This window comes from Paenibacillus sp. JNUCC-31 (assembly GCF_014844075.1).
In the GTDB taxonomy this organism is placed as follows: Bacteria; Bacillota; Bacilli; order Paenibacillales; family Paenibacillaceae; genus Paenibacillus.
Genome location: NZ_CP062165.1, coordinates 3,837,317 through 3,864,077, shown reverse-complemented (window position 1 = coordinate 3,864,077; position 26,761 = coordinate 3,837,317). Strand labels below are relative to the sequence as shown.

The following is a 26,761-nucleotide window of genomic DNA, read 5'->3' as shown; positions in this document are numbered from 1 at the left end:
CCACATATAACAAAAAGCTTTCTCTTCGACACGTCATGTGCAGAAAAGAAAGCCGGTATTATTCCGTTAACAGGGTCATTTCAAACCCTATCCATATTGTCTGGCCCCGGTTTCAGCCAACTGTTCACCTACAAGACTATTGTACCGCTCACACCGTTCAATCAATTCATCATGTGTTCCAGCATCAACGAGTTCGCCCTGATCAAGTACATATATGGTGTCCGCGCTTCGGATGGTACTCAGCCTGTGGGCAATGATAATCTGGGTACATTTCAACATATTCAGATTATAAGCAATGGTCGCTTCTGTAACGGTATCCAGCGCACTGGTTGCCTCATCCAACAGAAGAATTTTAGGTCTGCTCACCAATGCTCGCGCGAGAGCTACCCGCTGCTTCTGCCCTCCGGACAGATTCGAACCTGCCTCAGAGATTAGCGTGTTGTACTTCATCGGCATCTTCTCAATATCGGCGTGAATATCGGCCAGCTTTGCTGCGATCATTACATCCTCCGTCGTCGACTCCTCTGCATGCAGCCTGATGTTGTCATACACCGTGTTGTTAAAGACAAAGTTATCCTGAAGCACAATACTGATCTGACTGCGAATATCCCGCTGCTCAAGTTCTTCTATATTTAACCCATCGAAATAGATATTTCCCTGTGTGGGAGTATACAGCCCTACCAGCAATTTCGCCAAGGTACTCTTTCCTGAACCAGATTTACCAACCAGGGCAATCCTTTGACCTGCTTTAATCGTAATATTGATATTTTTCAGCACATCTTCACCGTAGTCTGTATACCTGAAGCTGACCTGATCGATCGTAATATCCCCATTCAGCTTCACATCTTGAAGAGGTGCCGTTGATTTCTTCTTGAATTTATTACTCTCTTCGGCTTGAATGACATCATAGATTCGATCCAGCAGCGCATCTGCCATCACGAACTCGTTCAGCATCAAAGCAAGCGAGTTCAGCGGCCCCAGAAACAGCGCAGCCAGGGACTGGAATGATACGAGCATGCCGAGGGTCATATTCCCCTGCATAATCTGATATAATCCTACAATCAAAATAAGCATCGGTGTCATAAAATTCATCGTGTTAGTCACGGTATTCACTCTTGTCTGAAAAACTGCCTTTTCCTTGACCGTTGCGAGTTGATGCTTGAATAGCGCTCTCCATTTCTCCCCGGTACGCTCCTCAATTCCGAGTGATTTGATGGTTGAGATGCCTTCCAACACTTCCGTCATGAACGATCCAGCCAGACTCTGGGCGACAATCTGGGTTTGGGTAAGCTTCTTGAATCTGCTCCGAGTGTATACAAAAATAAGAATTTGCATTAATCCTACACCAAGCAGTGTGAACGCGATCAGACGTGATTGGATCACAATATACGTGAAGGTAACAACTATCAAAAATAGATTGATCAGCGTAGAAATCATCTTCTGGGACAAAATTTCCCGGATGGTCGTGTTGCTATTAATCCGCAGCATCAGATCTCCACGGGATCGAATCTCAAAATATTGATAAGGCAGTCTGAGCATATGGGAGACAAAACTTGTCGTTAGCTGAGAATCCAGTACTTCCTGAAGCCTTACGATACACATATCCTTCGTATAACTGAAGCCGATCTGGAACAGGGTTAACAGCACAATGCTGGTGATCAGGACAGGAAATAACGAGTATCCTTCACCGCTTGTAGCTGCATCGATTGAAACTTGCATCAGGAACGGAAAGGCCACCGAAACCAGTTGCAGTCCCAGAGCGAGCAGAATGGTCCAAACAAAATACTTTTTGTTACTGCGAATCAAATCCTTGAAATACGCCACTTTGCTAATCTTCTTCTCGGACAAGGGCACAAAATCCTCATCCGGAATTACGAGCAGAAAAACACCTGAATATTTCTCCGCAAACTCCTGTCTGCTGATTACCAGCCTCCCCAAAGCCGGATCGACAATAATGAAATGCCCTCCCGCCTTAACCCGCTCAACCACCACAAAATGTCTGTCCTCCCAGAAACAAATGACCGGCAGGAAATCATTGTTAAGTGATTCTACAGGAGCTTTTTTGGCTATCCCTTTCAAATGATAGGTTTGGGCAACTTCTTTCATTTTGAGCATGGAACTGCCATCCCGACCGTTCCCCAGCATCGCAAAACGTTCCTTCAAATCGGTAAAATCCGCTTCATAGCCATGGTACGCAAGTAACATATGCAGGCAGCTGGGACCACAATCATATTGATTCATTTGTAGTTTGACAGGGACTTTGCGTTGTCTCTTCCCGCGACGGAATACAGGCCGTTCAGGCATAGTTACGCCCCAAATGAGATGGCTGTCCCGCAGTGTTCATCTGCTGCTGGGCGGATGCCGTTTCCATAACGTATGTCTGTGCTATATCCCTCATTTCCTTGCGTTCCGGCCCCTCCATCATCAGTACTGAAGGCAGTTTACGGTTATACAGTCGCAGCAATTGATACCCAATGCCGGCAAGTCCGAGCATCAGTCCTGGAATTTGCTGACGACCAGGAATCCCGCATCTCCAATGACCGTTATCACTTCTCACCTGTGCCATAATATAGTCTGCCATCTGAACCGAATACTCCTCCAATGCTTCATCCTGCAAATAATCGGCTGCAAGCAGCATCAGCTCCAAATTGCCCATATCCCCATGGCAGAGCGAATAGCTAACTTCTGTAAAACCGTCTTCCATCGTTTTAGCTATCGCTCTGCGGATGTCTGTTTCTAACATATCGATAGCTCCCAAGGAGTTCAATTGCTGCGCTATCCCTATTCGGGCGATTCCCAGACCGGGTGCACCGTTACACCAGTACATGACATAATGTTCTTCCGGCATGCTGCCATCGGTGAATCGCAGATCTTTCCAATTGTTTACTTCCGGGCTGTAGAGGGATTCCTCATACTTCAGTCCTTCCATACAGGTTTCAAGATAGGCTTTGTTGCCTGTAGCACTGTACAGTCGAGCCAGACTTAGACAGATGCCTGCGTTCCCATGTGCAATGCCGCTAAGTGGTGTTTTATTGATCGCTGATGTCACCCAAGCTATGCCATGATCCATCGGTTGTGCAAGATTCAGTAAGCGGTCTCCGCATCGTACAGCCACGTCCAGCGCTTGTTGCGACTGAAAACTTATATACATGTCCACACATGCCATCAATGTGCCCGCACAACCCGAGATTACATCCAGTTGCTGATCATTATCGATCATCTCGTCCAGTATATCGAGCAACTCCATCATAGCAGGATGGATACCCTGTTCCGAACACACTTTGGCTTTATGCACCAGCAGATAGAGGAGTGATCCGTAGCCAGTGAACAATGAGATGTTCCTGTCTATTTTTTTGCGAATCATTTCCCAGGCTGTCTGGATACACAGATCAACCATCTGCACATATTTAGGGTCACCCGTCTCCTGACTCAGATAAAGGTAGAAATAGGCAATGCCTGTTACTCCGTTATATAATCCCAACTCGGAAGACTTGTAGATTAACTTCTCATCTGCATCCATACCCATACTGATCCATGACACCGAGCGGCCGTCATCTCCCATAATAGCAATATCTTTTATGTACTCCCCGATCCTTACGGCTTCATGCAGATATTCTTCTTTAGTCATGGGTATTCGATGTTCATTCAATTTTTCCGGCCGAACGCTTGCTGTACTCTTCTCCATGGCGAATGAGCGTTCCAGCACATACTTGGTCTGGAGTGTCCGCTCAGTAAATTCCCACTGCATCTCCATGTCTTCCTGATTCATTGCCCGCACTTTATCCGCGGTCTGCGTTAAAATATCAGAGGAAAATACGCCATCAATCACTTTGTTGTCATGGTGGTGAAACAGCATTTCCTCACCGATGAAGGTCTGGAACATAGGCACATCTCCGTGCAACAGATCATGGCACTCATATTTCACCAGTTTTTCACGATTACGATCCTGCCGCACAATGATCCACATCATGTCGAACAACAGACTTTTATCCAGTCCGTTTCTAAGATATTTTGGATGGGAGCTGGCTTCGATCAGCGTAAAATACGTAATGGTCGGGCGAGCAATAGTCCGTACAGCGCAGCCATGGAAATAATTGTAAACGGTTGAGATAAATAACTCTTTTTGCTCCATGATGGCACTGTATATACGATAGAAACCCTTTTTTAAACTTTGGATATATCGTTCAGGTTTAATTGGTGTATGCTCATATGAAGGCAGGTGGCTGAACCGGCTTACACTTACCTTGCTTCTTTTTATTCTCATGGTATCTGTGTTTTTATCGTGAATCTCATACGTATTGAGTATCTGATCCACATCTCCTGCGAGCCCGCTCAGATCACTGTGATACAAAGCGTTGGAGTCCAACGTGGGCAGCATGCTTGTTTTTAACACGGAGTCATTCAATATGGAAAGGGTCTTCTCCAGGGCTGTATACTGATCCTTCTCTTCCGTGTACTTGAAGGGTTGATTGTGCAACAGCGATTCCAGATCAACGAAGAATGGATGCTCACCCTGGGCAACGATGTTCTCCATGTGCATGTCTGTTGCGTTAACGGCGTACAGAATGGCCAGATACTGCCCCTGCCGCTCAAAAAAACGTTCGACTCCCTCCAGACTTGTAACTTCCTCATACGGAATGAACTGCTGCCAGCCATATTCGGAACGATCCAGCGATTTGGCAATGCGGAAAGGCAATCCGATCTTCTGATCGTTAAACCATTGCAGCAGTCCGGCAAAAGCGGTATCAATGGCCATGTCCCTTGGTTTGTACATGACATTGACCCCTTCCGAAAACTTCAGCCGCAATACGCTGGCTCCCCCATTATGGGAATCCCCGAGAAATACGATATCCTCCAGCTTATCCAGCTTGAATTCAAAAAAGGTTTCCAGTTCATATCGATCCCTCGTTAAGCGCTCCAGAACACGCATCATATTCAGGCTGATTCGCAGAGTGTGCTCAACAATACCCCGGGCAAGAACAGGATATTCCAACAAAAAGGCCAGAATCTGTTCTCTGGACTTTATTCTCTGACTCACAAAGTGCTGATATCGTTGCCGGGAATCCTCACCTCTCAATTCTGCTTGCAATCTCGCTTTATTTAATTCATAGATTAGTGTTTTGGCAGACATGTGGAATACTTTATCCGAAACCGTCTTCAGAACCAGCCCGGTAACACGCCGTTTGTCCAACCAGTCATATCCATCCGTCAAGCCTTCAGTCATGATCTGAATCGATCGTTGCAGAAAGGGTCTGGAAAACTCAAAAAACGGAATTTCTTCCGTATCACCCTCAATAAAATGTTCAATTTCCAAATGGTCATTCTCAAGGAATGTTTTCCGAAGTTCCTGGTGCCAAGGCGTCTCTGCAAATTCATACAAGAAGCCCATATCATTAAACAAATCCTGCACCGTATCAACATTCATCGATTCTGCTCTGAAGCGATCCGACAAATGCTCCTGATCCTGAAAAAACTTGTCGAGCCACTGCTGCATCCTTCCAGAATCAGAATTTTGTCCTACAGGCATGTCCACACTCTGATTGTTAGTGATTATATTTTCTTCATTTATTTCAGCAGCAGCATCCCCGCTAGATAAGACATCGTCGGGAACTGGGACAGCATATCGCTGCACAAACTGCTTATATTTCTCCGTTAGGTAGAGTGCATCACTCCAGCGGGAGTTATTTAACTGCTCTTGTATGCTCATCGTTTTATCTCCCCTTCTAATTGATGTTTGGTGCCCAAAACCCTCATAAAAAATTCAAGCACATAACTGAAATCAGCTATGTGCTTGAAGATGAGAGCAAAATTTAACAACAAGTCAGCCAGGAAGAAGGTGAAACCGAATTATAATGGCATTCATGACTTACCGTACAGAATACACCACCGCTAGCTTGGGCATCAATTACCGATACCGCCCCTGTAATGACCATAAGTTCGTCATCACTGATGTCCTCGATTGCTCCCAGTGCTTCGAGATTGAATTGTTTCATTGAAAAAACCTCCATTCAATTTTTTTTATATGTATAGCTTAAAAAAAGCTAAACACCAAAGTTGAATTGGAATACATTTAATTACATAAATTTAAAATTATGTAATTATTCCTTGTCCTTACTCTATCATGATTTGCTATTTTTTGTAAATCTCTTTTTTTGTTTTTTCCATCATTTTGACAAAAAAAGTGAATTTTACTTCCATCACGACAAGATTGTGTTATTACGTTGTTATACGCATACAATTTTAAATACCTGTCCCAAGACAGGTACTTTCTACGTTGCTGGTAATTTCAATACTGCTCTAAGCCCTTCTCCGCTTCCACTCTCCAGAACAAGCCTGCCCCGGTGGGCCTGCGCAATCCTTGCTACCATGGGGAGTCCCAAACCATGTCCCTGGCGGGAAGGCCGTATACGCCCTGCGGTATAGGGGAGAACCACTACATCGTCCAAGTACTCTTTGGGAATCCCTTCTCCATCATCAGACACCACAAATTCACAAAATAAATCCTCCGCTGCACGCTTCGTTTCCAGCTCAATTGCACACCCATCCGGGTTATGCCTAATACTGTTTTGTACCAGATTCGTTACTGCACGATACAGCAAGCGCTCATCTCCCATCACATGCAGACTCTCGTCCTGGACATGTAGCGAGATCGGATATCGTTCATCCAGGCCATTGTTCAAAAAATCCGAAACCACTTGCCTTGCCAGAACGGAAAGTCGAATCGACTTCAAATGTAAGGGCTGCATCTCATACTCCAGCATGGATACCAGATTCAGATCACTGACCAGTGATCGCAGACGTTCACCCTGACGACGAATAATGGCTGCCTGCTGTTTCTGCTCGGCTGTCAAATCCGATTGTTCCTCCAATTCACTCGCGTATCCCAGAATCATTGACAATGGTGTCCGTATATCATGAGATATGCCTGCAATCCAGTTGGATCGCGCTTCATCCCTTGCTTTTAGATCGTCATTTTTGTCCTGAAGCATGCGGGATGTTGAATTGATGCTTTGAGACAGATCATTAAATATACCCTTGGTCTCGACATGAACAGGTTCTTCCTTTGCCAGTGCATGAATGCCATGGATCAACGGTCGAATACTACGGATCACCCGCGTTCCAATTAATATGGATACCAGAAGAGCAAGAGCCACATTACACACCAATAATAATATAATCCGAACAGGCAATGACTTGAGCCACTCTGCCAGAAAGTCGAACTGGTATTTTCCGTACGTATTCTTGGGGTAGCCTACGACCAATAATCCATCTTCACGTTCCCACACATACACCGGGTATTCCTTAAGATAATACCGAGAGAATTTAGCAACATCCGTCACGTTATATGAGCGCGGGATTTCAGCCGGAAGCCGCTCGCTCCACTGTACCTTGCCCTGAGGATCAAGCAGCATCGCCCAAGCCTGATATGTATCCAGCAGTTGCATTCCATCACTGTCCAGAGCATAGTCCCCCTGCTCTCCCTTGCTCAGGCCACTGGCCATCTGCTTCACAACCGCACCAGGGGAAGGACCCTCATGAATTTCCTTGAAGATCAGCGAACCTAGCAGAATTAGATTGAATAGTAACAGCACCACAGATACCAGAATGGTTGACCCGACGAACCTTCTAAGAATTCGAACAACGCCATCCATTACCTGGACTCCTGAGCCATCAGTTTATAACCAAGTCCCCGAACCGTTAGCAGAAATACCGGTTTGGATGGGTCTTCCTCAATCTTTTCCCGAATTCGCCGAACATGCACCATAAGTGTATTTTCATAACCATAACTCTCGTCTCCCCATACGGCTTGACACAGGGCATCACTGGTTACGATCCGGCCCTGATTCTCATACAACTTGATCAGTATGGCGTGCTCCTTGGCTGTCAGTGGAAGCTCCCTATCTCTCCCCTGTACAACAGCGCTTTCCAAATCAATGGTTTGTCCACCCAACCGGAATACAGGCAACCTCTCCACCGTATTAGAGGCATATACCCGTTTCAGAATGGCCATCAGCCGAAGGATCAACTCTCTCGGAAGAAAGGGTTTAACCATGTAATCATCTGCTCCCAGGCCCAGACCGAGCAGTCGATCCTCATCTTCACCACGCGCAGACAGGAACAGAACGGGCATATCCGAGAATGACCGGATCGAAGAGAGCAGAGAGAAGCCATCCCCGTCTGGAAGCATCACGTCCAGGATAGCTGCATCCGGCTTTTCAAGCCTGCATACTGCCAAGGCATTCACGAAGTTATCGGCCGTGTATACCCGAAAAAAACCCTCTTTACGTAAAAAACGCTCAATCATTTCCCGGATTTCGGGCTCATCATCAACGATCAATATTTTCTTATTCTTCATTAAGTCCATTCACATCACCCTTTTTATTATACATGATAAAGGTATTCACCCGATATTTTCCATTTCCATTTAAGGTAAATGTAAGGTTATCTTCAGCCACGAGCAAGAAGCCTGATCTATATTTAGAGCAACAGAGACACTAGTGAAATGGAGTTGAGATCAATAATGAACACTTCCCCCATCGTGGAAACTCATAACCTGTCCAAATCTTATGGCGGTACTAACCGCGTACACCAGGTTAATCTGGCTGTTGAAACAGGGCAGATTTTTGGGTTTCTGGGCCCTAACGGAGCTGGCAAAACAACCACGTTAAAAATGCTGTTGGGTTTGATCAAACCCACCGAAGGCACCGTAAAGGTGTTCGGCAAAGATCTGAATAAACATCGTCCGTCCATTCTGAACCAGACTGGGTCATTGATCGAATCCCCATCCTATTACGGCCACTTGACTGGACTCGAGAATATGAAAGTCATGCAGCGACTGCGGAATGTACCAACTAAAAATATTGACGAAGCCCTCAAAATCGTAAGGCTCGAAAATCAAAAACACAAGCAGGCCGATCAGTATTCTCTGGGCATGAAGCAACGGCTTGGTATTGCCATGGCCCTGCTCGCCTTCCCCAGCTTGCTGATCCTCGATGAGCCTACAAATGGACTTGATCCGGCTGGTATCGGTGAGATCCGGGAATTGATCAAGTCCCTTCCAAGTCAATATGGCATAACAGTTCTGCTCTCCAGCCATCTGTTGTCAGAGATTGAACAGATTGCTACTTCAGTGGGTATTATCAGCGATGGTAAGCTGCTGTTCCAGGGAACCATGCAGAGCCTTCAGGCCAACAACAAGGCTACCATTCGTTTTCAGACCACAGACCCGGCAAGGGCAGAGAAAATCCTTTTGACTCAAGGCTACATGCCCAAGATACAGGGGAAGCAGCTTGTGTTCGACTATCTTCGTGACGAGGATGTCTCACGGATGAACAAAGTGCTGGTGGAACACGATATTCCCGTCATCCGTATTGAGGAACACAAAAAAAGTCTGGAGGATATTTTCCTCGATCTGACCGGAAAGGAGCGGAGTCTGTAATGAAAGCTCTATCTCTGGAATATTTCAAAATTCGTCGCAAAAAGATCTGGGTCATGCTAACTCTGTTTCTTGCTGCAGAGATGATCTGGGCCTCCATGTCCATGAGCATCTCCATCTCCCGAAGTGAAGCCAATGCGAGCTGGGAAGCGCTGATCTTCAGCATTGCTTCCATGAACGGTCTGTTTCTGCCGATTATATCGGCTATCGTTGTATCCCGAATCTGTGACATGGAGCATAAGGGAAACACATGGAAGATGCTAATGACGACCAACACCGGACGCAATCATGTCTACACAGCCAAATACATCTGTGCAAACAGCCTGATCCTGTACGGTATCCTTGCTCAGGCTGTCTTCATTGTAGGTTTTGGTCTATCCAAAAATATTCCCGGACCGCTGCCATTCTCCCTGCTTGTGCAATTCGCTGCAGGGACACTGTTAACTACGCTTGCAATAACGGCACTCCAACAATGGTTGTCTCTTACGGTCCGCAATCAGGCCTTTGCATTATGCCTGGGCATGTTGGGCGGATTTATCGGAACAACTTCAGGGTTGTTCCCTGCAGGTATTCGTCACCTCTTCATTTGGTCCTACTACATGGATCTGAATCCGGTCACTTACATTTACAGTGCATCTTCAGGCACCTATGTATCGGGTATGCTGCCCTTCGGTCTGTTCATAGCCGCCTTGTTGATGGCTGCCATCTTCTATTTTGCAGGGAATATTCATGCTTCAAGACAAGAGATTTGAGGAGGGAACCACATGCTGAGGAGTATTTCCGCCGAATGGCTTAAACTTCGGCATTCCCGGATCAGCCTGGTACTGGCCATTCTGCCTATCATCAGCCTGCTCATCGGATGCTTTAACTTTTATTTCAATCAAGCGGCCTTGCAAAACGGGTGGTACAGCCTGTGGACACAGGTCAGTTTATTCTATGGAGAATTCTTCCTTCCCATCCTGATCGCCATCTGTTGTGCCTTTGTATGCCGCCTGGAACACAGCAATCGCAACTGGAATATGATTCTGGCTTCTCCGTTGTCGGTCACCAGTCTGTTTGTCGCCAAGTTGGTCATTGTCGGCATTTTGATCTTCTCGGCCCAAGCCTTCTTCATGCTCATGTACTGGGCAGCAGGCCAACTGTTCTCCATACCGGGCTCATTCCCGATGGAAACGGTGGTGTGGAGCCTGCGAGGCTGGTTCGCCGCTATATCCATTGCCGCACTGCAACTGGGGTTATCGATACGGATACGAAGCTTCGCTACGCCAATTGGCATCAGCCTTTGTGCGGTCTTTCTCGGACTGGGCATGTATGTGCTGAAAATCGGCATGTTATTCCCTTATTCCCTGTTAACCATAGGCATGGGCGTACTGAGCCAGAAGGGACTGACCTCCGCGGAGAATATCGTCTTTCTGTTGATGAACAGTCTCTTTATTCTTCTGTTTGCTATCTGGTCCATTCGCCGCCTGAAATACAAAGACATCGCATCATCCTAAATTTACACAGATCAAAGGAGTACAAAATATGAAAAAAGCACTCACCATTCTCGCTTTGGTACTCGTTATTTTAACTTGCCTGTGGCTCTTCTTCATGGACCCGGCCAAACTGACTCCCGATAACCCTGCCGGCAAAACAACCTACTATACCATTGTGAATCAGTCTACGGTCAACAAAGATGATAACGGCAGATATGCCTATGAACTGGTCGGATATACGGACGAGGGAAAATCGAAAACACTGAGCTTCTCTACCAGCAAGCTGCTTAAAACTGGCGCTTACTTGAAACTATATGTATCCACGCTGCGTGGTGTAACACACTGGGAAGAGGTTACGGCAGACGATTTGCCCGGGCATGCAAAACAGTTGACCTCCAAATAGAAAGAATATGGGGGACTACAGTCCTCTAACCATCGATAATTGGCATAACAAAAAGAGCCTACCCCAATTTCCACTTCAAGGGTGGCTCTTTGCATGTTATTCCAATACCATCCGCAGCGCGGTCAGTGCAATTCCGATTATAAACCCGGTAACGGCTCCGTTAATCCGAATCCACTGCAGATCCTGCCCTACTTTGTCCTCGATCAGCGAGACCAGGGAGGCATTGTCCATTTTGCCCACATTTTCGCGCACAAGGTTACCGATTTTGGAATGGTTCTTCTCCAGTAGCGTTGTTACACCTTCCACAATCTTGGCATTCAATCCTGCTAACAACGCTTCATCGGAACGCAAATCAGACAAAACACGCTCAATGGCAGGTAGCGCATATGTATCCACATACTGTCCATCTTCCATCGCAGCCAGCGCCTTTTCCCTCAGCTCGACCAGTTTGTTCAGCACGGTTTCCTCTGCGTTCCATCCATCCAGCATGCTGTTCTTCCAGCCGTTGACTCCATCCTGCACACTCTCACTCATCGCCAGTCGGATAGCCTGGGTTCGCAACAGATCGAGCACTTTGTAACGGAGAGCACTGCCTTCCCGCTTCATGTCCTCTACCCGGTCAAACAGATATCCCTGCAAAATGCCACCCATACGCTCCTCGTTCAGATAGCCCATGAACGCATTCATCGCAAATTGCATCAATCCGTTCATTTGGATTCCGCTGATCGCCTTCAGACCGCTTTCGCCCAAAAACATAATGGTCTCCGGCTTCACCAGCCACTCCTCTGCCTGCTTCAAAGCGTAGTCCAGCGCTTTGGCATCATGTCCACGCTCACTCATCTGGATCGAAGCCCGTTCCAGAATCGGACCCAGATCAAAGGTTCCTGCCTGTGATTTGATCTCACCCGCCACCAGTGGCGCAATCTGCTCCAGCGGAAGACCGGCAAGGATACGTTTGCAGAGCGTATCAATCATGGTTTTGATTCCATCGCTATGGAGTTCACGTGTTAACGTATCCAGTACCGTCTCCGCCGCTTTAAAGCCTGCGATTTTCTCGGTGATGCTATCCTTGTTCAGCAAGTTATTTTCCACCGCAGAGACCAGACCTTCGGTCATCTTATCCCGATTCTTCGGCAACAGTGCCGTATGTGGAATCGGAATACCCAGCGGATGACGGAACAACGCTGTTACAGCGAACCAGTCCGCAAGTCCGCCTACCAACCCCGCCTCAAATGAGCCTACCAGCATTTTTCCTACAATACCGCCCTGAAACGGCAATGAGGCGGCAAATCCGGCTCCCATAACAACGAGAGACCACGCTGCTGCTTTTTTGGTTTGTTTCGGTTTAGCCATTATATTCTTACTCCTTTATCGTTAATCACACGGGTTGAGTGTTACCCGACTTCCCCGTGCTCCCGTGCTCCCGTGCTCCTCTGTTCATCTGTTCATCTGTGAACCCTTCAATAAGGTAAACCTCTGTTTCCATATTTCGTATACTTCATCTTATCACCCGCACGAGTCAAAACCAAACCTCTGCCTGGCGAAAAAGGATAAATTAAGGATTTTTCCTATCGAAATGGTTGTATTCTTTTCCAATGCCAAAGAGGTTTAGTATAATTAATACAGATGGCTTCCCTTTTTCCGATTGGTGGCCAGACCACAGGGTAATTACATCATGAAATCATTGATGAATCAAAGGAGGAATTTCGGACCATGAAACACGTGCAGGACACAACGACACTCTACAATGGAGTCAAAATGCCTTGGCTGGGTTTTGGCGTATTTAAGGTTAAGGACGGAGAAGAAGTGGTTGAAGCCGTCAAAACGGCGATTCAGGCCGGTTACCGCAGCATCGATACGGCCAAAGCGTATAACAACGAAACGGGTGTAGCCCAGGGTATTCGTGAATCCGGAATCGCCCGCGAGGATCTGTTCATTACCACCAAGGTATGGAACGGGGATCAAGGTTACGAATCCACTTTGGCAGCCTTCGAAGCCAGTATGGAACGACTCGAACTGGAATATCTGGATCTCTACCTCATTCACTGGCCTGTCAAAGGAAAGTATAAAGATACCTGGAGAGCACTGGAGAAGCTGCACAAGGAAGGACGCATCCGTGCGATTGGTGTAAGCAACTTCCAGATTCATCACTTGGAAGACCTGATGACCGATGCCACCATTAAACCTGCTGTGAATCAGGTGGAACTCCACCCGCTCCTGATTCAAACGGAACTTCGGGAGTATTGCAGCAAACATCAGATTCAGATTGAAGCCTGGTCTCCACTTGGTCAGGGACATCTCCTGGAACATCCGCTGCTTCAGGACATTGCTGCCAAGTACGGCAAGTCACCTGCACAGGTTATCCTGCGTTGGGATCTGCAAAATGGCATTGTGACCATACCGAAATCCGTTACACCACAGCGCATTCGCGATAATGCAGACCTCTATGACTTTGAGTTGACAACGGAAGAAGTCGAGCACATTAATCAACTGAACGAGAACAAACGCTTCGGTTCTGATCCGGATAACTTTAACTTTTAACATATCATCAGGATTTCAACCCTCAAAAAAATCCCGCTCCGGATGCAGACGCATCAGGAGCGGGATTTTGCTTGTTCATTCATGGTTATATTAGCCCTTGGAAACCAGTTTGAAATCATCAAAATGGAAGCCTGGCGCTACAACGCACGTTACCAGCACAGGCTCATCACCCAATGGACGTGCCGTTTGCCATACGCCGGCTGGAACGAGCACCTGCGGTGATTGCCCCGCTTCGATATCCATACCCAATACGAGCACTTCTTCATTTTCCGGGTTTTCCCCGTTGCCGCCCAATTTCAATTCAACCGGACTGCCGCTATGCCACAACCAGAGCTCATCGGACAAAACGGTATGCCATTCCGAGACTTCATGCGAGTGCAGCAGGAAATACGTCGAACTTGCCGAGAATCGAGGGCCCGAGTATGTATCCGGCAGTACGGATTGTGGAATTTGATACGATGCCTTCCATTCTTCCTTATACCAACCGCCTTCAACGTGGGGCTGCATATTCAGTGCAGCAACCAATGGCGATAATTCATGTGTCGTCATAACCTGTTTCCTTCCTTCCAAATTGTATTGGAGGTACTCGATATCCAGAGTGTAGCCTCACTATTCCTACTGTAAAACATGAATAGACTTTTGTCACCTTTCCAGGCTACACAAGCCCAACCACTTTCACCGGCCCAGTGTTCCATTGATTCAGGTTGACCTGAGCTTTCACCCATATGATAGCGTTTACAACAAACTGGATTTTCCGTTATGATGTGGATATAACCGTAAATCAGCTGGCGCAGAGAGGAGCCGTGTTATGAGTGTTATAGAGGATCGGATTGGACCCAAATATCGGATTGGCGAGAGTTCATTCACCATTGAATATATGAGCAGACATGATGGAAACGCCATGCCACAGCCTCACGCCCATCCTTTTTACGAGCTGTATTATCTCCTTGAAGGAGAACGCGTTTATTCCATGAATGGCCAGCTTCTTACCGCCTGCAAAGGCGATCTGATCCTGATCAATCCCCATGATATACATACCACGTCCAAAGGAACCACGCCCGGCTTCGAGCGGATTCTGATTGGGTTCTCACCTGCTTTTGCCACCGGGATGGAGCTCGGCCTATGCGGTCTGCTGCCCTTTGCTTGTTCAAGGATGCTGCATTTCACCGAAGCGGACCAGCCCGAAATGGAACGAATGCTGTGGCAAATGCTGCAAGAGTGCAAGGAACGCAAGCCTCATTATGAAATCGCAGTTAGAAGCCTGCTTGCCCAGGTCCTGATTAACATCCACCGGGTTGAAGAGAATACCCGTCAGTCCTCTCCGGGTCCGATTCATCCGATGCAGGATAAGATCAGTGAAATCGCTGCATATGTGAATAATCATTATAGTGACCCCCTTACGTTAGAAGAGGCTGCAGCGCGCTTTTACATCAGCCCATCGTATTTGAGCCGGATGTTCAGCCGTTTTACCGGATTCCGGTTTAGCGAATATTTGCGTGTTGTACGGGTTCGTGAAGCACAGAGACGTTTACTTTCGACTCAGGAGCGGGTGCAATTGATTGCGGAAAAGGTAGGATTCGAGCACACGGCTCATTTTAATAAAACGTTTAAACAGGTGACCGGAACGACACCGCTCCGGTATCGCAAAGAACAAGGTGTTCACTCCTAGAAAGCAAAACGCCAAACGAGTTCCGCCTCCTTCTGAGGCGGACGATTCAACATAAAAGCGTACCATGGGTCATGAAATGGCCCTGTGGTACGCTCCTTTTAACATGGACATTAGAGATTGTATACGTGATGAAGAACGTCAAGCACTCTCCGTTTCAGCCAAACGGAATTTTTTACCTGCGAATGATTACACCACTTCGTACTTCAGGACCGACGGAGATCTGTCGCCCCTCTTCATCAGCATCACCCTCCCGGCAAACAATACCTGCTGATTCATGTCCAGTCACCGTCAGAAGCCGTCCATCCGGGCCTGCCCCCTCAATAGCTTCCACTTCTGCCCCTTTGCACTGGTGCAGATGAATCAGTGAACCTTCAGTAATATTCGCGTGCAGTTCGGCAATCCGCAGATGTTTCGCATGCGCGCACTGCACTCCTTTTCGTGCATTTACTTTGTACCCTTCAATCACCAGACCGTCCAAAGGCATTTCCGGCAGCCCGCTCACCAACAGCGCCGTCTCCGCCCCCGCACAGACGACATCCGAGATTCGGATATCCCGAAACACCGGGGTCTCTTCGCTAATTTCCTGGGACAGATCGCTGCCGCGAGCCGAGCCTTCCTGATTCGCATAGAAAAAGGAAAACGAGATGGCTTCCATAATGATATCTTTCATATAGATGCGCTCCACCTGAATATCTTCAACCACCCCGCCGCGCCCACGCGCGCTTTTAAAGCGGAGCCCAATATCCGTTCCGATAAACGTACAATCCGAGACCCGCACATGCCGCACGCCGCCGGACATTTCACTGCCAATGACAAAACCCCCATGACCGTGATACACCGTGCAGTTCCGAATGGTGATGTATTCGGATGGCAGACCGAGTTCCCGCCCCTCCGAATCTTTGCCGGATTTCAGACAGATGGCATCATCACCCACATCGAATACACTGTTTTCCACCGCAACATGTCTGCAGGAGTCAATGTCCAGTCCATCCCCATTCTGGGAGAACCACGGATTCCTCACACTCACATTACGAATCGTGACATGCTCCGATGCCCATGGATGCAGATTCCATGCAGGTGAGTTCTGGAACGTTGGGCCGTCCAGCAGCACCCGTTTACATTGACGCAAGCTAACCATGTTAGGACGCAAAAAGTCTCTGGCTCCCTCGTATGCTGCCACATCACGCACTTGCTCCGAATGCAGACGACTCACAATCGTGCCACCTTCAAGGGCCGAAGTCGAAGGCCACCAGATCGCATCATCTCCATCCGCCTGCTCTACCACACCACCGGATGAAACCAACTGGTTCCACTGCGAAGAAGTCATCTTGGAACGCTTCACCGGGCGCCAGGCCTCGCCACCACCATCCCAAGTGCCTTCGCCCGTAATCGCAATATCCTCCAGGTGTTCACCATCAATGGGTGACTGACACCGCACGGCCTGCCAACCTTCGAAGCTGGAAGCAATCAGGGGATACTGATCAAAATTACGACTGAACGTAACCAGAGCACCTGTCTGAACATGAAGTTCAATTCGACTTCGGAGGACAATCGGACCCGTCAGCCAGATCCCCGCAGGGATAACAACCCGACCGCCGCCGGCTTCTGCGCAAGTCGCTATGGCCAGACGAAACATCTCGGTATTATCTGTAACACCGTCCCCTACAGCTCCAAAATCCGTAATCTGAAATTCCCGGGCCGGAATATCCGGTAAAGTGACCTCATAACCTTGCACATCGGATTCAATACCTTGACCTTTACGGAGTGGGGAGTAATATGTATTCATCGTTCAGAACATCCTCTCTGCTTGTAATGGGATCGGACTCTTATCACTATTGCATAACATTCTTTCGATGAAATGGCATCTCGCTCCATCATATCAATGTCCCAAGGTAGCCAGGTTGATCTTTTTTGCCAATTGCGATTGGAACTTCATGTTATTTGTTTTTATGATCAGAGTCATAAATTGAATATCTCTTCCAGTATACTCTATACATCTATTCCAATGGTTGTAAAACCACTAGGAGAATCGATTCATTTTTCTGTCAGGATTCGTCACAAAGAGTTTAATAATATGACAGATATATAACATAATTTTGGGCTATAGCCCTATAAAACCTATTACTTATGTCATTTTTTATAACAAACCAATTGCCTTTGGCAGGATGAGTATGTATGATTAAATAACTAGTTTCAATTTATTCCTTAATATTCCTTCTCAAACAAACGTGGCAGAAAGGATGGGGTGTACTCTTGATTGAATTTAGGGGTGTCCAGAAGCATTTTGGTCATTTTCATGTCCTCAAAGATATTCATCTTCACATTGAAGAAGGAGAGGTCGTTGTGATTATCGGCCCTTCCGGCTCAGGCAAAAGCACCTTGCTCCGCTGCATCAACCGCCTGGAGACAATTACCGAAGGTGAACTAGTCGTCAGTGGTGTCCCTTTACATCAGAAAAAGGTGGACATCAACCTCTTCCGCCGAGACATTGGCATGGTATTTCAACACTTCAATCTCTATCCTCACAAAAAAGTCATCGATAACATTACCCTTGCACCGATGAAGGTGCGCAAACAACCCAAAGCACAGGCAGCTTCAACGGCGATGAAATATTTGACCCGCGTAGGCATTGCCGACAAAGCAGACAGCTATCCTTCCCAGTTGTCCGGTGGACAACAGCAGCGTGTAGCCATCGCAAGAGGTCTCGCCATGGAGCCCAAAATCATGCTTTTTGACGAACCCACCTCCGCGCTGGACCCCGAAATGATCGGGGAAGTGCTGGATGTCATGCGATCTCTGGCCCATAACGGGATGACGATGGTTGTCGTAACACATGAGATGGGATTTGCCCGCGAGGTCGCAGACCGGGTCATCTTCATGGATGAAGGCCGGATTGTGGAAGAAGCGGCCGCCGCTGAATTTTTCGACAACCCGAAAGAAGAACGGGCCAAGCAATTCCTGAGTCGTCTGATTCACCACTGAGATTCACCACAGAAATTCAAAACATCCATACCATAATCCATTTCGAAAAGGGGTCTTTATCCAATGAAAAATAGGTTGAAGTGGTCGTCGTTTATGCTCGTATTGATTCTATCCCTTGTCTTGTCCGGCTGTAGTACCGGAGAGGAAAGCAGCAATAGCGGCGGTTCAGGCGGGGATGCCAAGGCCAAAGGGACGATTGAACAGATTAAAGAGCGCGGCAAGCTCATTGCCGGCGTGAAATATGATACGAAATTGTTCGGTCTGAAAGACCCGGCAAGCGGCGAAGTCGAAGGCTTCGATATTGATATTGCCAAAGCACTCGCCAAGCAGATCCTTGGGGACGAAACCAAGCTGGAACTGAAAGAAGTGACATCCAAAACGCGCATTCCGATGCTGCAAAATGGCGACATTGACATCATCATCGCCACGATGACGATTACGGACGAACGCAAAGAGCAAGTGGACTTCAGCGATGTTTACTTTGAAGCCGGGCAATCCCTTCTTGTAAAAAATGACAGCACCATTACCGGTCTGGATAGTCTGGGAGGCGTGAAAGTGCTGGCCGTCAAAGGCTCTACTTCGGCTCAAAATATTCGCGAGAAAGCCCCGGATGCCGAGGTGCTTGAATACGACAATTACCAAGATGCCTTCACAGCCCTCAAAGCGGGTAAAGGCGAGGCACTGACGACCGATAACATCATCCTGATCGGCATGCAGCAGACGGATAACAACTTCAAGCTGGTTGGTGGCAATTTCACGAGCGAGCCTTACGGCATGGCGATTCGCAAAGGCGACACTGCCTTCGTAGAAGAGGTAAACAGCCTGCTCAAAAGCATGAAGGATAGCGGCGAATATGATACGTTGCACGAGAAATGGCTGGGCAGCAAGCCCGAGTAACCTCGATTACTGATGATCAAGCGGCGACTGCGCCTGTGGTATGCGTTGCATGGGCAGGACGTAATCGCCGTTTCTACATCTGGAGAACGGAGGCTTCGCCTATATGGGCAAATTGGACTTCAGTATACTGATCAAACACTCGGATCGATTCCTGGAAGGCTTCCTCAATACCATCCAGGTGAGCATTATGGCCTTGATTGGCAGCTTTATTCTTGGTGCAATCATGGCCATCTTTCGAATCTCGCCTATCAAGCCGCTCAACTGGATCGGCACGGCTTTTGTTGAGTTTATCCGCAACATCCCCTTGCTGCTCGTCGTGTTTTTCTTCTATCTCGGACTGCCTGCACTCGGCATCTCACTGGATGGATTCATCTCGGGCACACTCGGTTTGACCATCTATACGGCAGCATTTATTGCCGAAGCGATCCGGGCGGGTATTCAGACGGTCCCTCGCGGGCAGCTAGAGGCCGCAAGATCTTCCGGTTTGTCTTATGTACAGGCCATGAACCTGATCATTCTTCCGCAGGCGATCAAAATTGTATTGCCGTCCATCGGCAACCAGTTTATCAATTTGGTCAAAAACTCATCCATCCTGGCGGTCGTGGCTGGCATGGATCTGATGTATTTTGCCGATCTGATCAACTCGGATACGTTCCTGCCGCTGAGCGTCTACACCATTGTTGCGCTGTTCTATCTGGTGTTGACCTTGCCGCTCAGCTTCCTGGTTCACTATATGGAGCGAAGGTTTGGACAAAGCGATGCCGACGCAGGTAGAGCCAAAGGCAAACCGAAAAAGACCAAACCCACAGGTCAGGTCACGATGTAACATTTGAGCTATATTCTCTCTGTGTTCAGCACACCATTTCAAGGTGCACCTCTACTCTACTATGCTATGCAACCGGTATTTCTAATACTTTACATTCCCTGTCCGCACACAGAAGGAGGCTGATGAATTATGGACTTTAGCGGGGCCTACGCCTGGCCCAACCTTCGTTTCCTGCTGCACGGATTCCTGATCACCATGCAAGTCGCAGGGCTGTCGATTGTATTCAGTTTTGTACTCGGGACGGTGCTCGGTACCATTCGGTACACACGAATTCCGGTCTTGTCACAGATTGTGGCCGTCATCGTGGATACGATCCGGAATCTGCCGCTGCTGCTCATCATTTTCTTCATTCATATGGTGTTGCCTCAGCTTGGGATCAAAATGTCGGTCTTCTGGTCCACCGTCGTTGGACTCAGTCTGTTCGAAGGCGCCATGATCGCAGAGATTGTCCGCAGCGGACTCAAATCGATTGAACGCGGTCAGATAGAGGCCGCCCGTTCCTCCGGTCTGAGTTACATGCAGACATTGGGCGGCATTATTATGCCCCAAGCTTTACGGCGCATGTCGCCGCCGATGGTGAGCCAGTTTATCTCGCTGCTCAAGGATACGTCACTGGCGATTATTATCTCCCTGCCGGAGCTGATGCACAACGTGCAGATTCTCGGTGGTCAAAGCTTCGATTACGTCATCCCTGCCCTGCTGCTCGCAGCCGTATTGTACTTCGTCATCAACTATACGCTGTCCATTGTGGCACGCCGGCTTGAAGCGCGGATGAATTGATACACGGAAGGAATAGACATGAAGCAAAGAACCAAATGGATGAAAAGAATGAAAGTGCCCCAAAGACTCCAAATCCACTGCATACGTGGATTTGGAGTTTTTTTGGGACGTACAGTTATGCTCATAAATTCACGAACTTCCCACCCATTTCTAACGAACTGAGGAAAGCTTATTTAGCCATATTTGCGACATTTTCTAATCTAACGAATCGTAGACGCTCTATTCCTCCGATCTCCCCGCTTTTACCCGCTATTTCAGTGTTTGGAGTAAAATAGCTTCACTGAGATTCGTTACATTTTTCATTTCAGCTTCTATCCCCGAATAAGACGTCTCAGCTTCGTTAGAATTTCTCATCTCTCCCCGATTGGCCTGCTGTCTTCGAAATATCCTGTAAATTTCTAATGATGACAACTTATTATCATTCACCTGCCACTCAGCTCATCCCTAAATCGCTGCTCCGTTGCGACGTAATTCCGCCTGTAGCAGCCCGATCGGCAGCTCCAACGGATCAAGGTTCATCTTCACAGCTAAAGCAGCGGCTGTCCCCGCTGCCTCTCCCGTAGCCATACAGCTTGGAGTCAGCCTTGTCGTTGCGTGAGCCTCATGTGTGGTGGAGATGCAGCGTCCTGCCGCCAGCAGATTGCGGATATTGCGGGAAATCAGAGAGCGGTACGGAATATCGTATGCTCCGTCTCCTTCGATAAAGGCTGCTACGACGCCTTGACCCGAGGGATCATGAATATCAATCGGATAGCCACTTCTGGCGATTACATCGTCAAACTTTCGCCCTGCAACCACATCCGCCTGGGTCAACGCATAATGTCCGATGATCCGCCTGGATTCCCGGATACCGATCTGGGGCGCTACTGCCGAGATCGAAGCCCGTTCGAATCCAGGAACGTCGCGCTGCAAAAACTCAGCGATCATCAGCACCTGCTTCCTGCCTTCCTGTTCGGCAGAGGTCAGATCCTCTGCATCCGTAGCATCGAGCCCCTGCACCCGGGTACAGTTAATCAACACTTCATCTTCAGCCGGTCCGGTAAAAAACAACACCTGATCACGGTTGATCGGCACACCCGCTTTTTTCCATTGGGAATAGAAGCCGCTCACCCCGGTTAACGGAATACTGTCCAGCTCGGAGAAAGGCGTCTTGGTATAGAAATCTTCCGGGTGCTCCTGCATATATCGCTTCACTCGTCCAAGGTCCACACCACGCATTCTGAATTTCATGGTCATCGGCTGTGACTGGTGATCGCCATCTCGCCCCTTTGCCACAGAAGCACCCGCAAGATAAGCCGCATCCGCATCACCGCTGGCATCCACGAATACGTTCGCTCTGAGCTCCATGCGGCCAGACTTGTTTGTCAGACGCACCGCCTCCACCCGATCATCCACAACGACAACTCCATCCACGAAGCTGTGCAATAATAACCGGACACCGGCCTCTTGCAACATCTCCGCCGCAACCACCTGATAGATGGCTGGATGATACGGCGTAACGGTATGCACAAATCCAACCGTATCACGAAGATGTCCCGGAGAGCCACCGCGCGCCTGCAGTCGGTCAACGATTTCCTGGGCGATGCCCCGAATCACCTGTTCACCACTCTCCGTGTGGAAGGTCATCCAAGGGTAGACCATGGCGGCGGTCGACATTCCACCAACGAACCCGTACCGTTCCACCAGTACTACTCGAACACCTTGTCGTCCAGCAGCGATCGCTGCCGCTATACCCGCTGGCCCCCCTCCAACAACAACCACATCCGCTTCTTCCTTTGTGATACCCAACCTTATCCGTTCACTCAAGTTATCACTCCTTCCGTTCTATTGCATGGGCTACTCTTTCAGTCCTGTCATGGCAACTCCCTCAATGAAGCGCCGCTGTGCCAGGAAAAAGACAATTAGCAGCGGCAGGGTCGCCATGACGGTGGCGCTCATCAGATATTGCCAGGCTGTTCCCACTTCATCCGTGAACAAGGATAACCCAAGCGGCAGCGTCATCAGTTCTCGCGAGTTAATGAAAATCAACGGATCGAAAAACTCATTCCAGATCGTCACAAAAGTAAAGATTGTCAGCGTAGCCATACCGGGCTTGGCAATCGGAAGCATAATACGTGCATAGATCCGGAATCGGTTGCAGCCGTCAATCATCGCCGCTTCCTCCAGCTCGGTGGGTACCGTAATGAAGAACTGCCGCATCACAAAGATGCCAAACACGCCGCCCGCCCCAAAAATCGGCAGTAAAATCAGCGGAAGATGTGTATCAATCCATCCCAGCTGCCGCATGAACAGAAACATCGGAATTGCCGTCACCTCATGGGGAATCATCATCGCACTCAGCAGAATGAGAAATACCACATTACGTCCCTTGAACGGAATTTTGGCAAATGCGTACCCGGCCAGAGATGCAAAGAACACCGTACCCAGCACAACCACAGCAGCAATATACACACTGTTCAGATAAAAACGATGAAACGGAATCAATCGAAAAACATCGATGTAGTTCTGAAATCGGAACGATTCTGGTATCCACTGCGGTGGATAGGTGAATATGCTCTGAGGCTCCTTGAACGACGTCGATATCATCCAGATAAATGGAACAATCATGATCAGCGAGATCAGTGTCAGCAACAAATACGTCCCAAGAGCACCCCCTGCCTTGCGAATCGAAGGATTAGGCATCGCCTTCATTGAATACCCACCTCTTTCGGAGCTGCCATTGCAGCAGCGTCAGAATTAGCACGATAAAGAACAGCACATACGCAAGCGAAGAGGCGTAGCCGAACTGAAATAATTTGAATGCTTTTTCCCAGATATAATAGACCAATACTTTCGTGCTGTTACTCGGCCCTCCTTGTGTCATGACGTAGATCTGCCCAAACACCTTGAGCGAGCCAATGACGGTCATCACCATGGTTAGAAAGACCGTTGGTGTAATCATGGGCAGCGTGACATGAAAGAAGGTTCCCCTTTTGCCCGCGCCGTCCAGTGTTGCCGCTTCGTACAATGAACGCGGCACCTGCTGAATCGCTGCAATGAACAGCACCATATTCAGACCCACATTTTTCAGTACACTTGTCACAATAACCGCAGGCATCGCCAGATCCTGATTATAAAGCCAGGCCGGCCCCTTGATGCCGATCATCAACAGAAGCTGATTGATCAGTCCAGACTCCGTTGCATACATCAGCTTCCATACGATGGACCATACAATCAGCGAGGTCATGACCGGAACGAAGATGGCTGTGCGGAAAATTCCGATGCCGCGTAAACTTCTGGATAGCAGCAATGCGAGCAGCAGGGCGAGCACAATGTTAAGCGGTACAAGCCCCGCAGTGAAATAGACCGTATTGGCGAGCACTTTCCAGAACATGGCGTCTGTCATAATATTCCGGTAATTTTCCAGTCCAATAAAACGATGATCCCCCAGCAGCGGCCAATCAGTCAGACTCATGTATAACGCCAAACCCATGGGAAACAGCAGCAGCAGGGTAAATCCGAGCACCATCGGTGATACGAACAGCCATCCAGCGATCTGGGCCTCTCTGGCGAGCGGACCTCTTCCTGTACGCTTGCGTGAATGGGTCACAATCAGGCCCTCCCCCTTTATCAAATTTCTCCCAATCCTTCTTAGTCCAGTCTGTTCAGACTGTCCACCGCATTGCGGAACCCGTTAACAGCCCTACGCAGCTGATCCTCCATTTTGCCTGTTACGACCGCTCCAAGCATGATCGCCTTGACCCCGGTATGGTGTAGCACCCGGACATCCTCCGGCACAAGCTTACGCTGGGAAGGAACCAATACCGGAATCTGCGCCTGCAAGACCAGACGGCGATACTTGAGCACGTCCGCAAAGCTTAGCGGTGTACCATAATCATTCCCGGGCACAATGGATGCCTCCAGGGCGGTGAAGCCATAGTGGGCTGCTGATGTTACGAGTGAAGGTTCATATTCGTCATTGATCGCAAACGTTGGGTCCAGCCCCAGACCATCCAGCATGAAGGATGGCAAGTGATGTGCATAGATGGAATAGAAGTCAAAACCCAACCCCGCAAGGCGCTCCACATCCTCCCGCCTCGCTCCATCAATACTGCCGGACGGCACGACCCCAAGCGGGCCGCCAAACTCGCTCCGGATCGCCTGAAAAACTTCGGCATAGTTGTCCAGTGGACCAAAATGGTTCCCGCTGGCGCGATGACCGACATTATAATGCACCTTCAGTGCATCAGCGCCCTCTTCCATTGCTGCCCTCGCCATAGATAGGTCGTTCTCGGGTAGGCTGACCACAAGTGACAGAGATTTCTGATCAAGCAATGCCTTGAATTTGCCCATCATGCTCACCTCCTGTTTCTATATAATTATTTATTGTTGCAGCACGCTTTGGATCTCTTCCTGCATTTGCTTCAGATTATCCTCGGGTGTCGCTGAACGGGCGAACAGTCGGTCAAACCCCTGCAGCACCGCATTATCGATATCCTGCCAACGGATATGGCCGGGAATCAAGCGCGCTTTCGGCATTTCATTAATCACCGCCTGTACAATATGCTCCTTGCTCGGATTATTCGGCTGATTAATGAACGCATCGGAGTTCAGCACAGAGGTACGCGGAGGCACAAAGTAGGTGGCCGTCGCCTGAATGCCCTGCTCACTGGCAAAATACTTCAGCAGCTTCTTGGTTTCCTCCGGATGTTTGCTGTCGTTGAACATGGCATATCCAGCCTGACCAAGCATTGGTACGCTGCCCTGTGAACCGGAAGGCATGGGAGCAATGCTCCATTCAAAATCCGTAATCTCCCTTGCTTTGGAGACATAGCTGTAGTTATCGAAGAACATGCCCACATTGCCTGCATCGAAGCTGACCTGCTCGCCCGCTTTCGGGTGTGATTCATCAGTGAACATCATGCGCTCCAGCAGTTCAAAGGTCTGTACGCCATAGGCATCATTCCAGGTAAACTTCGTCATGCCTTCATCGAATGGGCCGCTGCCATTGGACCAGGAATACGAGGAGAGCACAGCCCAGGTCTTCCAGTCTCGAAAGAAGTTGGCGCCATAGATTCGGTTGGCAGCCTCCTTGCTGGTAATCGCCTTGGCGGACTCCTCGAACTGTTCCCATGTCCATTTCCCTTGAGCGGCGAGCGTATTGGGATCAGTCAGGCCGGCTTTGTCGAACAGCGTTTTATTGTAGAACATAACCACCGGAGGTGTGGAGAAAGGCAGCCCCAGCAGCTGATCCCCATCACGGAACAAATCCAATGTGCTTGGTATATAATCATCCAGCTTGAACTGTGCATCATCCTTGAACTCGGATACATCGGCCAGGATGTGATTGGATTTGAATTGAGGTATCATCCGCTCCGATACCCAGGCGATATCCGGGAGAGAGCCGCCAGCGGCAAGCACCGAAATTTTTTGCTGGTATTCCGCGAAAGGTACGGATTCCATCGTCACCTTGATGCCTGGATTTTCCTGCGTGAAGCCATCGATCAGCTTGGTGTATACATCCATATGTGCCTGATTGCCCCACATCATGAATTTGAGCTCAACCTCTCCATTCTCCCCGGCTGCTTGCCCAGGATCACTTCCGGAATTGGAGCTTGTGCAGCCGATCGAAGCCAACATCATGAGTAAGAGTATCAACGTCAGCCCTGCTTTTTTCATGAAAATCCCCCTTATGGACTTGGTGGTATACATGTGCAACCAAAGTATAACGAAGGCACCCTCAGCGCATAAATCACGTCAATTACAGAAATGG

The 26,761-nt window shown here is 48.6% G+C and carries 23 protein-coding genes; 10 read left to right on the top strand and 13 right to left on the bottom strand.

The genetic code is table 11. From position 1 onward, the window contains the following. Positions 1-87 precede the first annotated feature (87 nt). From JNUCC31_RS16765 to JNUCC31_RS16745, 5 genes are all read right to left on the bottom strand, one after another. Complete coding sequence (locus tag JNUCC31_RS16765; RefSeq protein ID WP_192262609.1) at positions 88-2,304, bottom strand: peptidase domain-containing ABC transporter; 2,217 nt, start codon at positions 2,302-2,304, stop codon at positions 88-90. Beyond that, a complete protein-coding gene (locus JNUCC31_RS16760; RefSeq protein WP_192262607.1) occupies positions 2,297-5,707 on the bottom strand; it encodes a type 2 lanthipeptide synthetase LanM family protein in 3,411 nt (1,136 codons plus the stop codon). Before JNUCC31_RS16760 ends, JNUCC31_RS16765 begins: the two co-directional genes overlap by 8 nt. A 103-nt stretch (positions 5,708-5,810) precedes the next feature. Further along, positions 5,811-5,993, bottom strand: coding sequence for a type A2 lanthipeptide (locus tag JNUCC31_RS16755; protein WP_192262605.1), 183 nt, complete (start codon positions 5,991-5,993; stop codon positions 5,811-5,813). Between the two features lie 276 nt (positions 5,994-6,269). After that, a complete protein-coding gene (locus JNUCC31_RS16750; RefSeq protein ID WP_192262603.1) occupies positions 6,270-7,652 on the bottom strand; it encodes a sensor histidine kinase in 1,383 nt (460 codons plus the stop codon). Beyond that, positions 7,652-8,365 carry a response regulator transcription factor gene (locus JNUCC31_RS16745; RefSeq protein WP_192262601.1) on the bottom strand — a complete coding sequence of 238 codons (714 nt, stop codon included), beginning with the start codon at positions 8,363-8,365 and terminating at the stop codon, positions 7,652-7,654. The genes JNUCC31_RS16750 and JNUCC31_RS16745 overlap by 1 nt, the downstream gene beginning before the upstream one ends. A 156-nt stretch (positions 8,366-8,521) precedes the next feature. On the opposite strand from JNUCC31_RS16745, the gene JNUCC31_RS16740 reads away from it, so the two are divergent. From JNUCC31_RS16740 to JNUCC31_RS16725, 4 genes are read left to right on the top strand one after another with little or no spacing between them, the layout of a single operon-like run. Further along, positions 8,522-9,439, top strand: coding sequence for an ABC transporter ATP-binding protein (locus JNUCC31_RS16740; protein WP_192262599.1), 918 nt, complete (start codon positions 8,522-8,524; stop codon positions 9,437-9,439). Continuing rightward, positions 9,439-10,188, top strand: coding sequence for an ABC transporter permease (locus JNUCC31_RS16735; RefSeq protein ID WP_192262597.1), 750 nt, complete (start codon positions 9,439-9,441; stop codon positions 10,186-10,188). Before JNUCC31_RS16740 ends, JNUCC31_RS16735 begins: the two co-directional genes overlap by 1 nt. Before the next feature lie 12 nt (positions 10,189-10,200). Then, positions 10,201-10,932, top strand: a complete 732-nt coding sequence (locus JNUCC31_RS16730; protein WP_192262595.1) for an ABC transporter permease — start codon at positions 10,201-10,203, stop codon at positions 10,930-10,932. A gap of 28 nt (positions 10,933-10,960) precedes the next feature. Next, a complete protein-coding gene (locus JNUCC31_RS16725; RefSeq protein ID WP_192262593.1) occupies positions 10,961-11,314 on the top strand; it encodes a YxeA family protein in 354 nt (117 codons plus the stop codon). Between the two features lie 96 nt (positions 11,315-11,410). Here JNUCC31_RS16725 and JNUCC31_RS16720 read toward each other — a convergent pair whose 3' ends face one another. After that, on the bottom strand, positions 11,411-12,667 hold the full coding sequence (locus JNUCC31_RS16720; protein WP_192262591.1) for a DUF445 domain-containing protein: 1,257 nt from the start codon (positions 12,665-12,667) through the stop codon (positions 11,411-11,413). Positions 12,668-13,027: 360 nt separating this feature from the next. On the opposite strand from JNUCC31_RS16720, the gene JNUCC31_RS16715 reads away from it, so the two are divergent. Beyond that, positions 13,028-13,855: an aldo/keto reductase gene (locus JNUCC31_RS16715; RefSeq protein WP_192262590.1), complete on the top strand. Its 828-nt coding sequence runs from the start codon at positions 13,028-13,030 to the stop codon at positions 13,853-13,855. 90 nt (positions 13,856-13,945) lie between these two features. Here the strand turns inward: JNUCC31_RS16715 and JNUCC31_RS16710 are convergent, their stop codons facing one another. Then, positions 13,946-14,404 (bottom strand): cupin domain-containing protein, encoded by a 459-nt coding sequence (locus JNUCC31_RS16710; RefSeq protein WP_192262589.1) that lies wholly within the window; start codon positions 14,402-14,404, stop codon positions 13,946-13,948. A 259-nt stretch (positions 14,405-14,663) separates the two neighbouring features. On the opposite strand from JNUCC31_RS16710, the gene JNUCC31_RS16705 reads away from it, so the two are divergent. Beyond that, entirely contained in the window at positions 14,664-15,524 is an 861-nt protein-coding gene (locus JNUCC31_RS16705) for an AraC family transcriptional regulator (protein ID WP_192262588.1), read from the top strand. A gap of 172 nt (positions 15,525-15,696) precedes the next feature. Here the strand turns inward: JNUCC31_RS16705 and JNUCC31_RS16700 are convergent, their stop codons facing one another. After that, entirely contained in the window at positions 15,697-17,310 is a 1,614-nt protein-coding gene (locus JNUCC31_RS16700) for a glycoside hydrolase family 28 protein (protein ID WP_192262587.1), read from the bottom strand. A gap of 467 nt (positions 17,311-17,777) precedes the next feature. Between JNUCC31_RS16700 and JNUCC31_RS16695 the strand changes: the two genes are divergently transcribed. The 4 genes from JNUCC31_RS16695 (at position 17,778) to JNUCC31_RS16680 (ending at position 21,009) form a co-directional block, all read left to right on the top strand. Continuing rightward, entirely contained in the window at positions 17,778-18,506 is a 729-nt protein-coding gene (locus JNUCC31_RS16695) for an amino acid ABC transporter ATP-binding protein (RefSeq protein WP_192262586.1), read from the top strand. Between the two features lie 63 nt (positions 18,507-18,569). Further along, the gene (locus tag JNUCC31_RS16690) at positions 18,570-19,403 is read left to right on the top strand and encodes a transporter substrate-binding domain-containing protein (protein WP_192262584.1); all 834 of its coding nucleotides are present in this window, start codon (positions 18,570-18,572) and stop codon (positions 19,401-19,403) included. Positions 19,404-19,506: 103 nt separating this feature from the next. After that, entirely contained in the window at positions 19,507-20,229 is a 723-nt protein-coding gene (locus JNUCC31_RS16685; protein ID WP_192262582.1) for an amino acid ABC transporter permease, read from the top strand. A 129-nt stretch (positions 20,230-20,358) separates the two neighbouring features. Further along, complete coding sequence (locus tag JNUCC31_RS16680) at positions 20,359-21,009, top strand: amino acid ABC transporter permease (protein WP_192262580.1); 651 nt, start codon at positions 20,359-20,361, stop codon at positions 21,007-21,009. A gap of 444 nt (positions 21,010-21,453) precedes the next feature. Here JNUCC31_RS16680 and JNUCC31_RS16675 read toward each other — a convergent pair whose 3' ends face one another. Genes JNUCC31_RS16675 through JNUCC31_RS16655 form a run of 5 tightly spaced genes read right to left on the bottom strand, consistent with a single transcriptional unit; the run spans position 21,454 to position 26,667 of the window. Further along, positions 21,454-22,815 (bottom strand): FAD-dependent oxidoreductase, encoded by a 1,362-nt coding sequence (locus JNUCC31_RS16675; protein ID WP_228469043.1) that lies wholly within the window; start codon positions 22,813-22,815, stop codon positions 21,454-21,456. Between the two features lie 30 nt (positions 22,816-22,845). Next, positions 22,846-23,691, bottom strand: coding sequence for a carbohydrate ABC transporter permease (locus tag JNUCC31_RS16670; protein WP_416234443.1), 846 nt, complete (start codon positions 23,689-23,691; stop codon positions 22,846-22,848). Beyond that, entirely contained in the window at positions 23,684-24,598 is a 915-nt protein-coding gene (locus tag JNUCC31_RS16665) for a carbohydrate ABC transporter permease (RefSeq protein WP_192262576.1), read from the bottom strand. Before JNUCC31_RS16665 ends, JNUCC31_RS16670 begins: the two co-directional genes overlap by 8 nt. A gap of 41 nt (positions 24,599-24,639) precedes the next feature. Next, complete coding sequence (locus tag JNUCC31_RS16660; RefSeq protein ID WP_228469042.1) at positions 24,640-25,344, bottom strand: hypothetical protein; 705 nt, start codon at positions 25,342-25,344, stop codon at positions 24,640-24,642. A 27-nt stretch (positions 25,345-25,371) separates the two neighbouring features. Then, complete coding sequence (locus JNUCC31_RS16655) at positions 25,372-26,667, bottom strand: ABC transporter substrate-binding protein (protein ID WP_192262574.1); 1,296 nt, start codon at positions 26,665-26,667, stop codon at positions 25,372-25,374. Between the last annotated feature and the right edge of the window lie 94 nt (positions 26,668-26,761).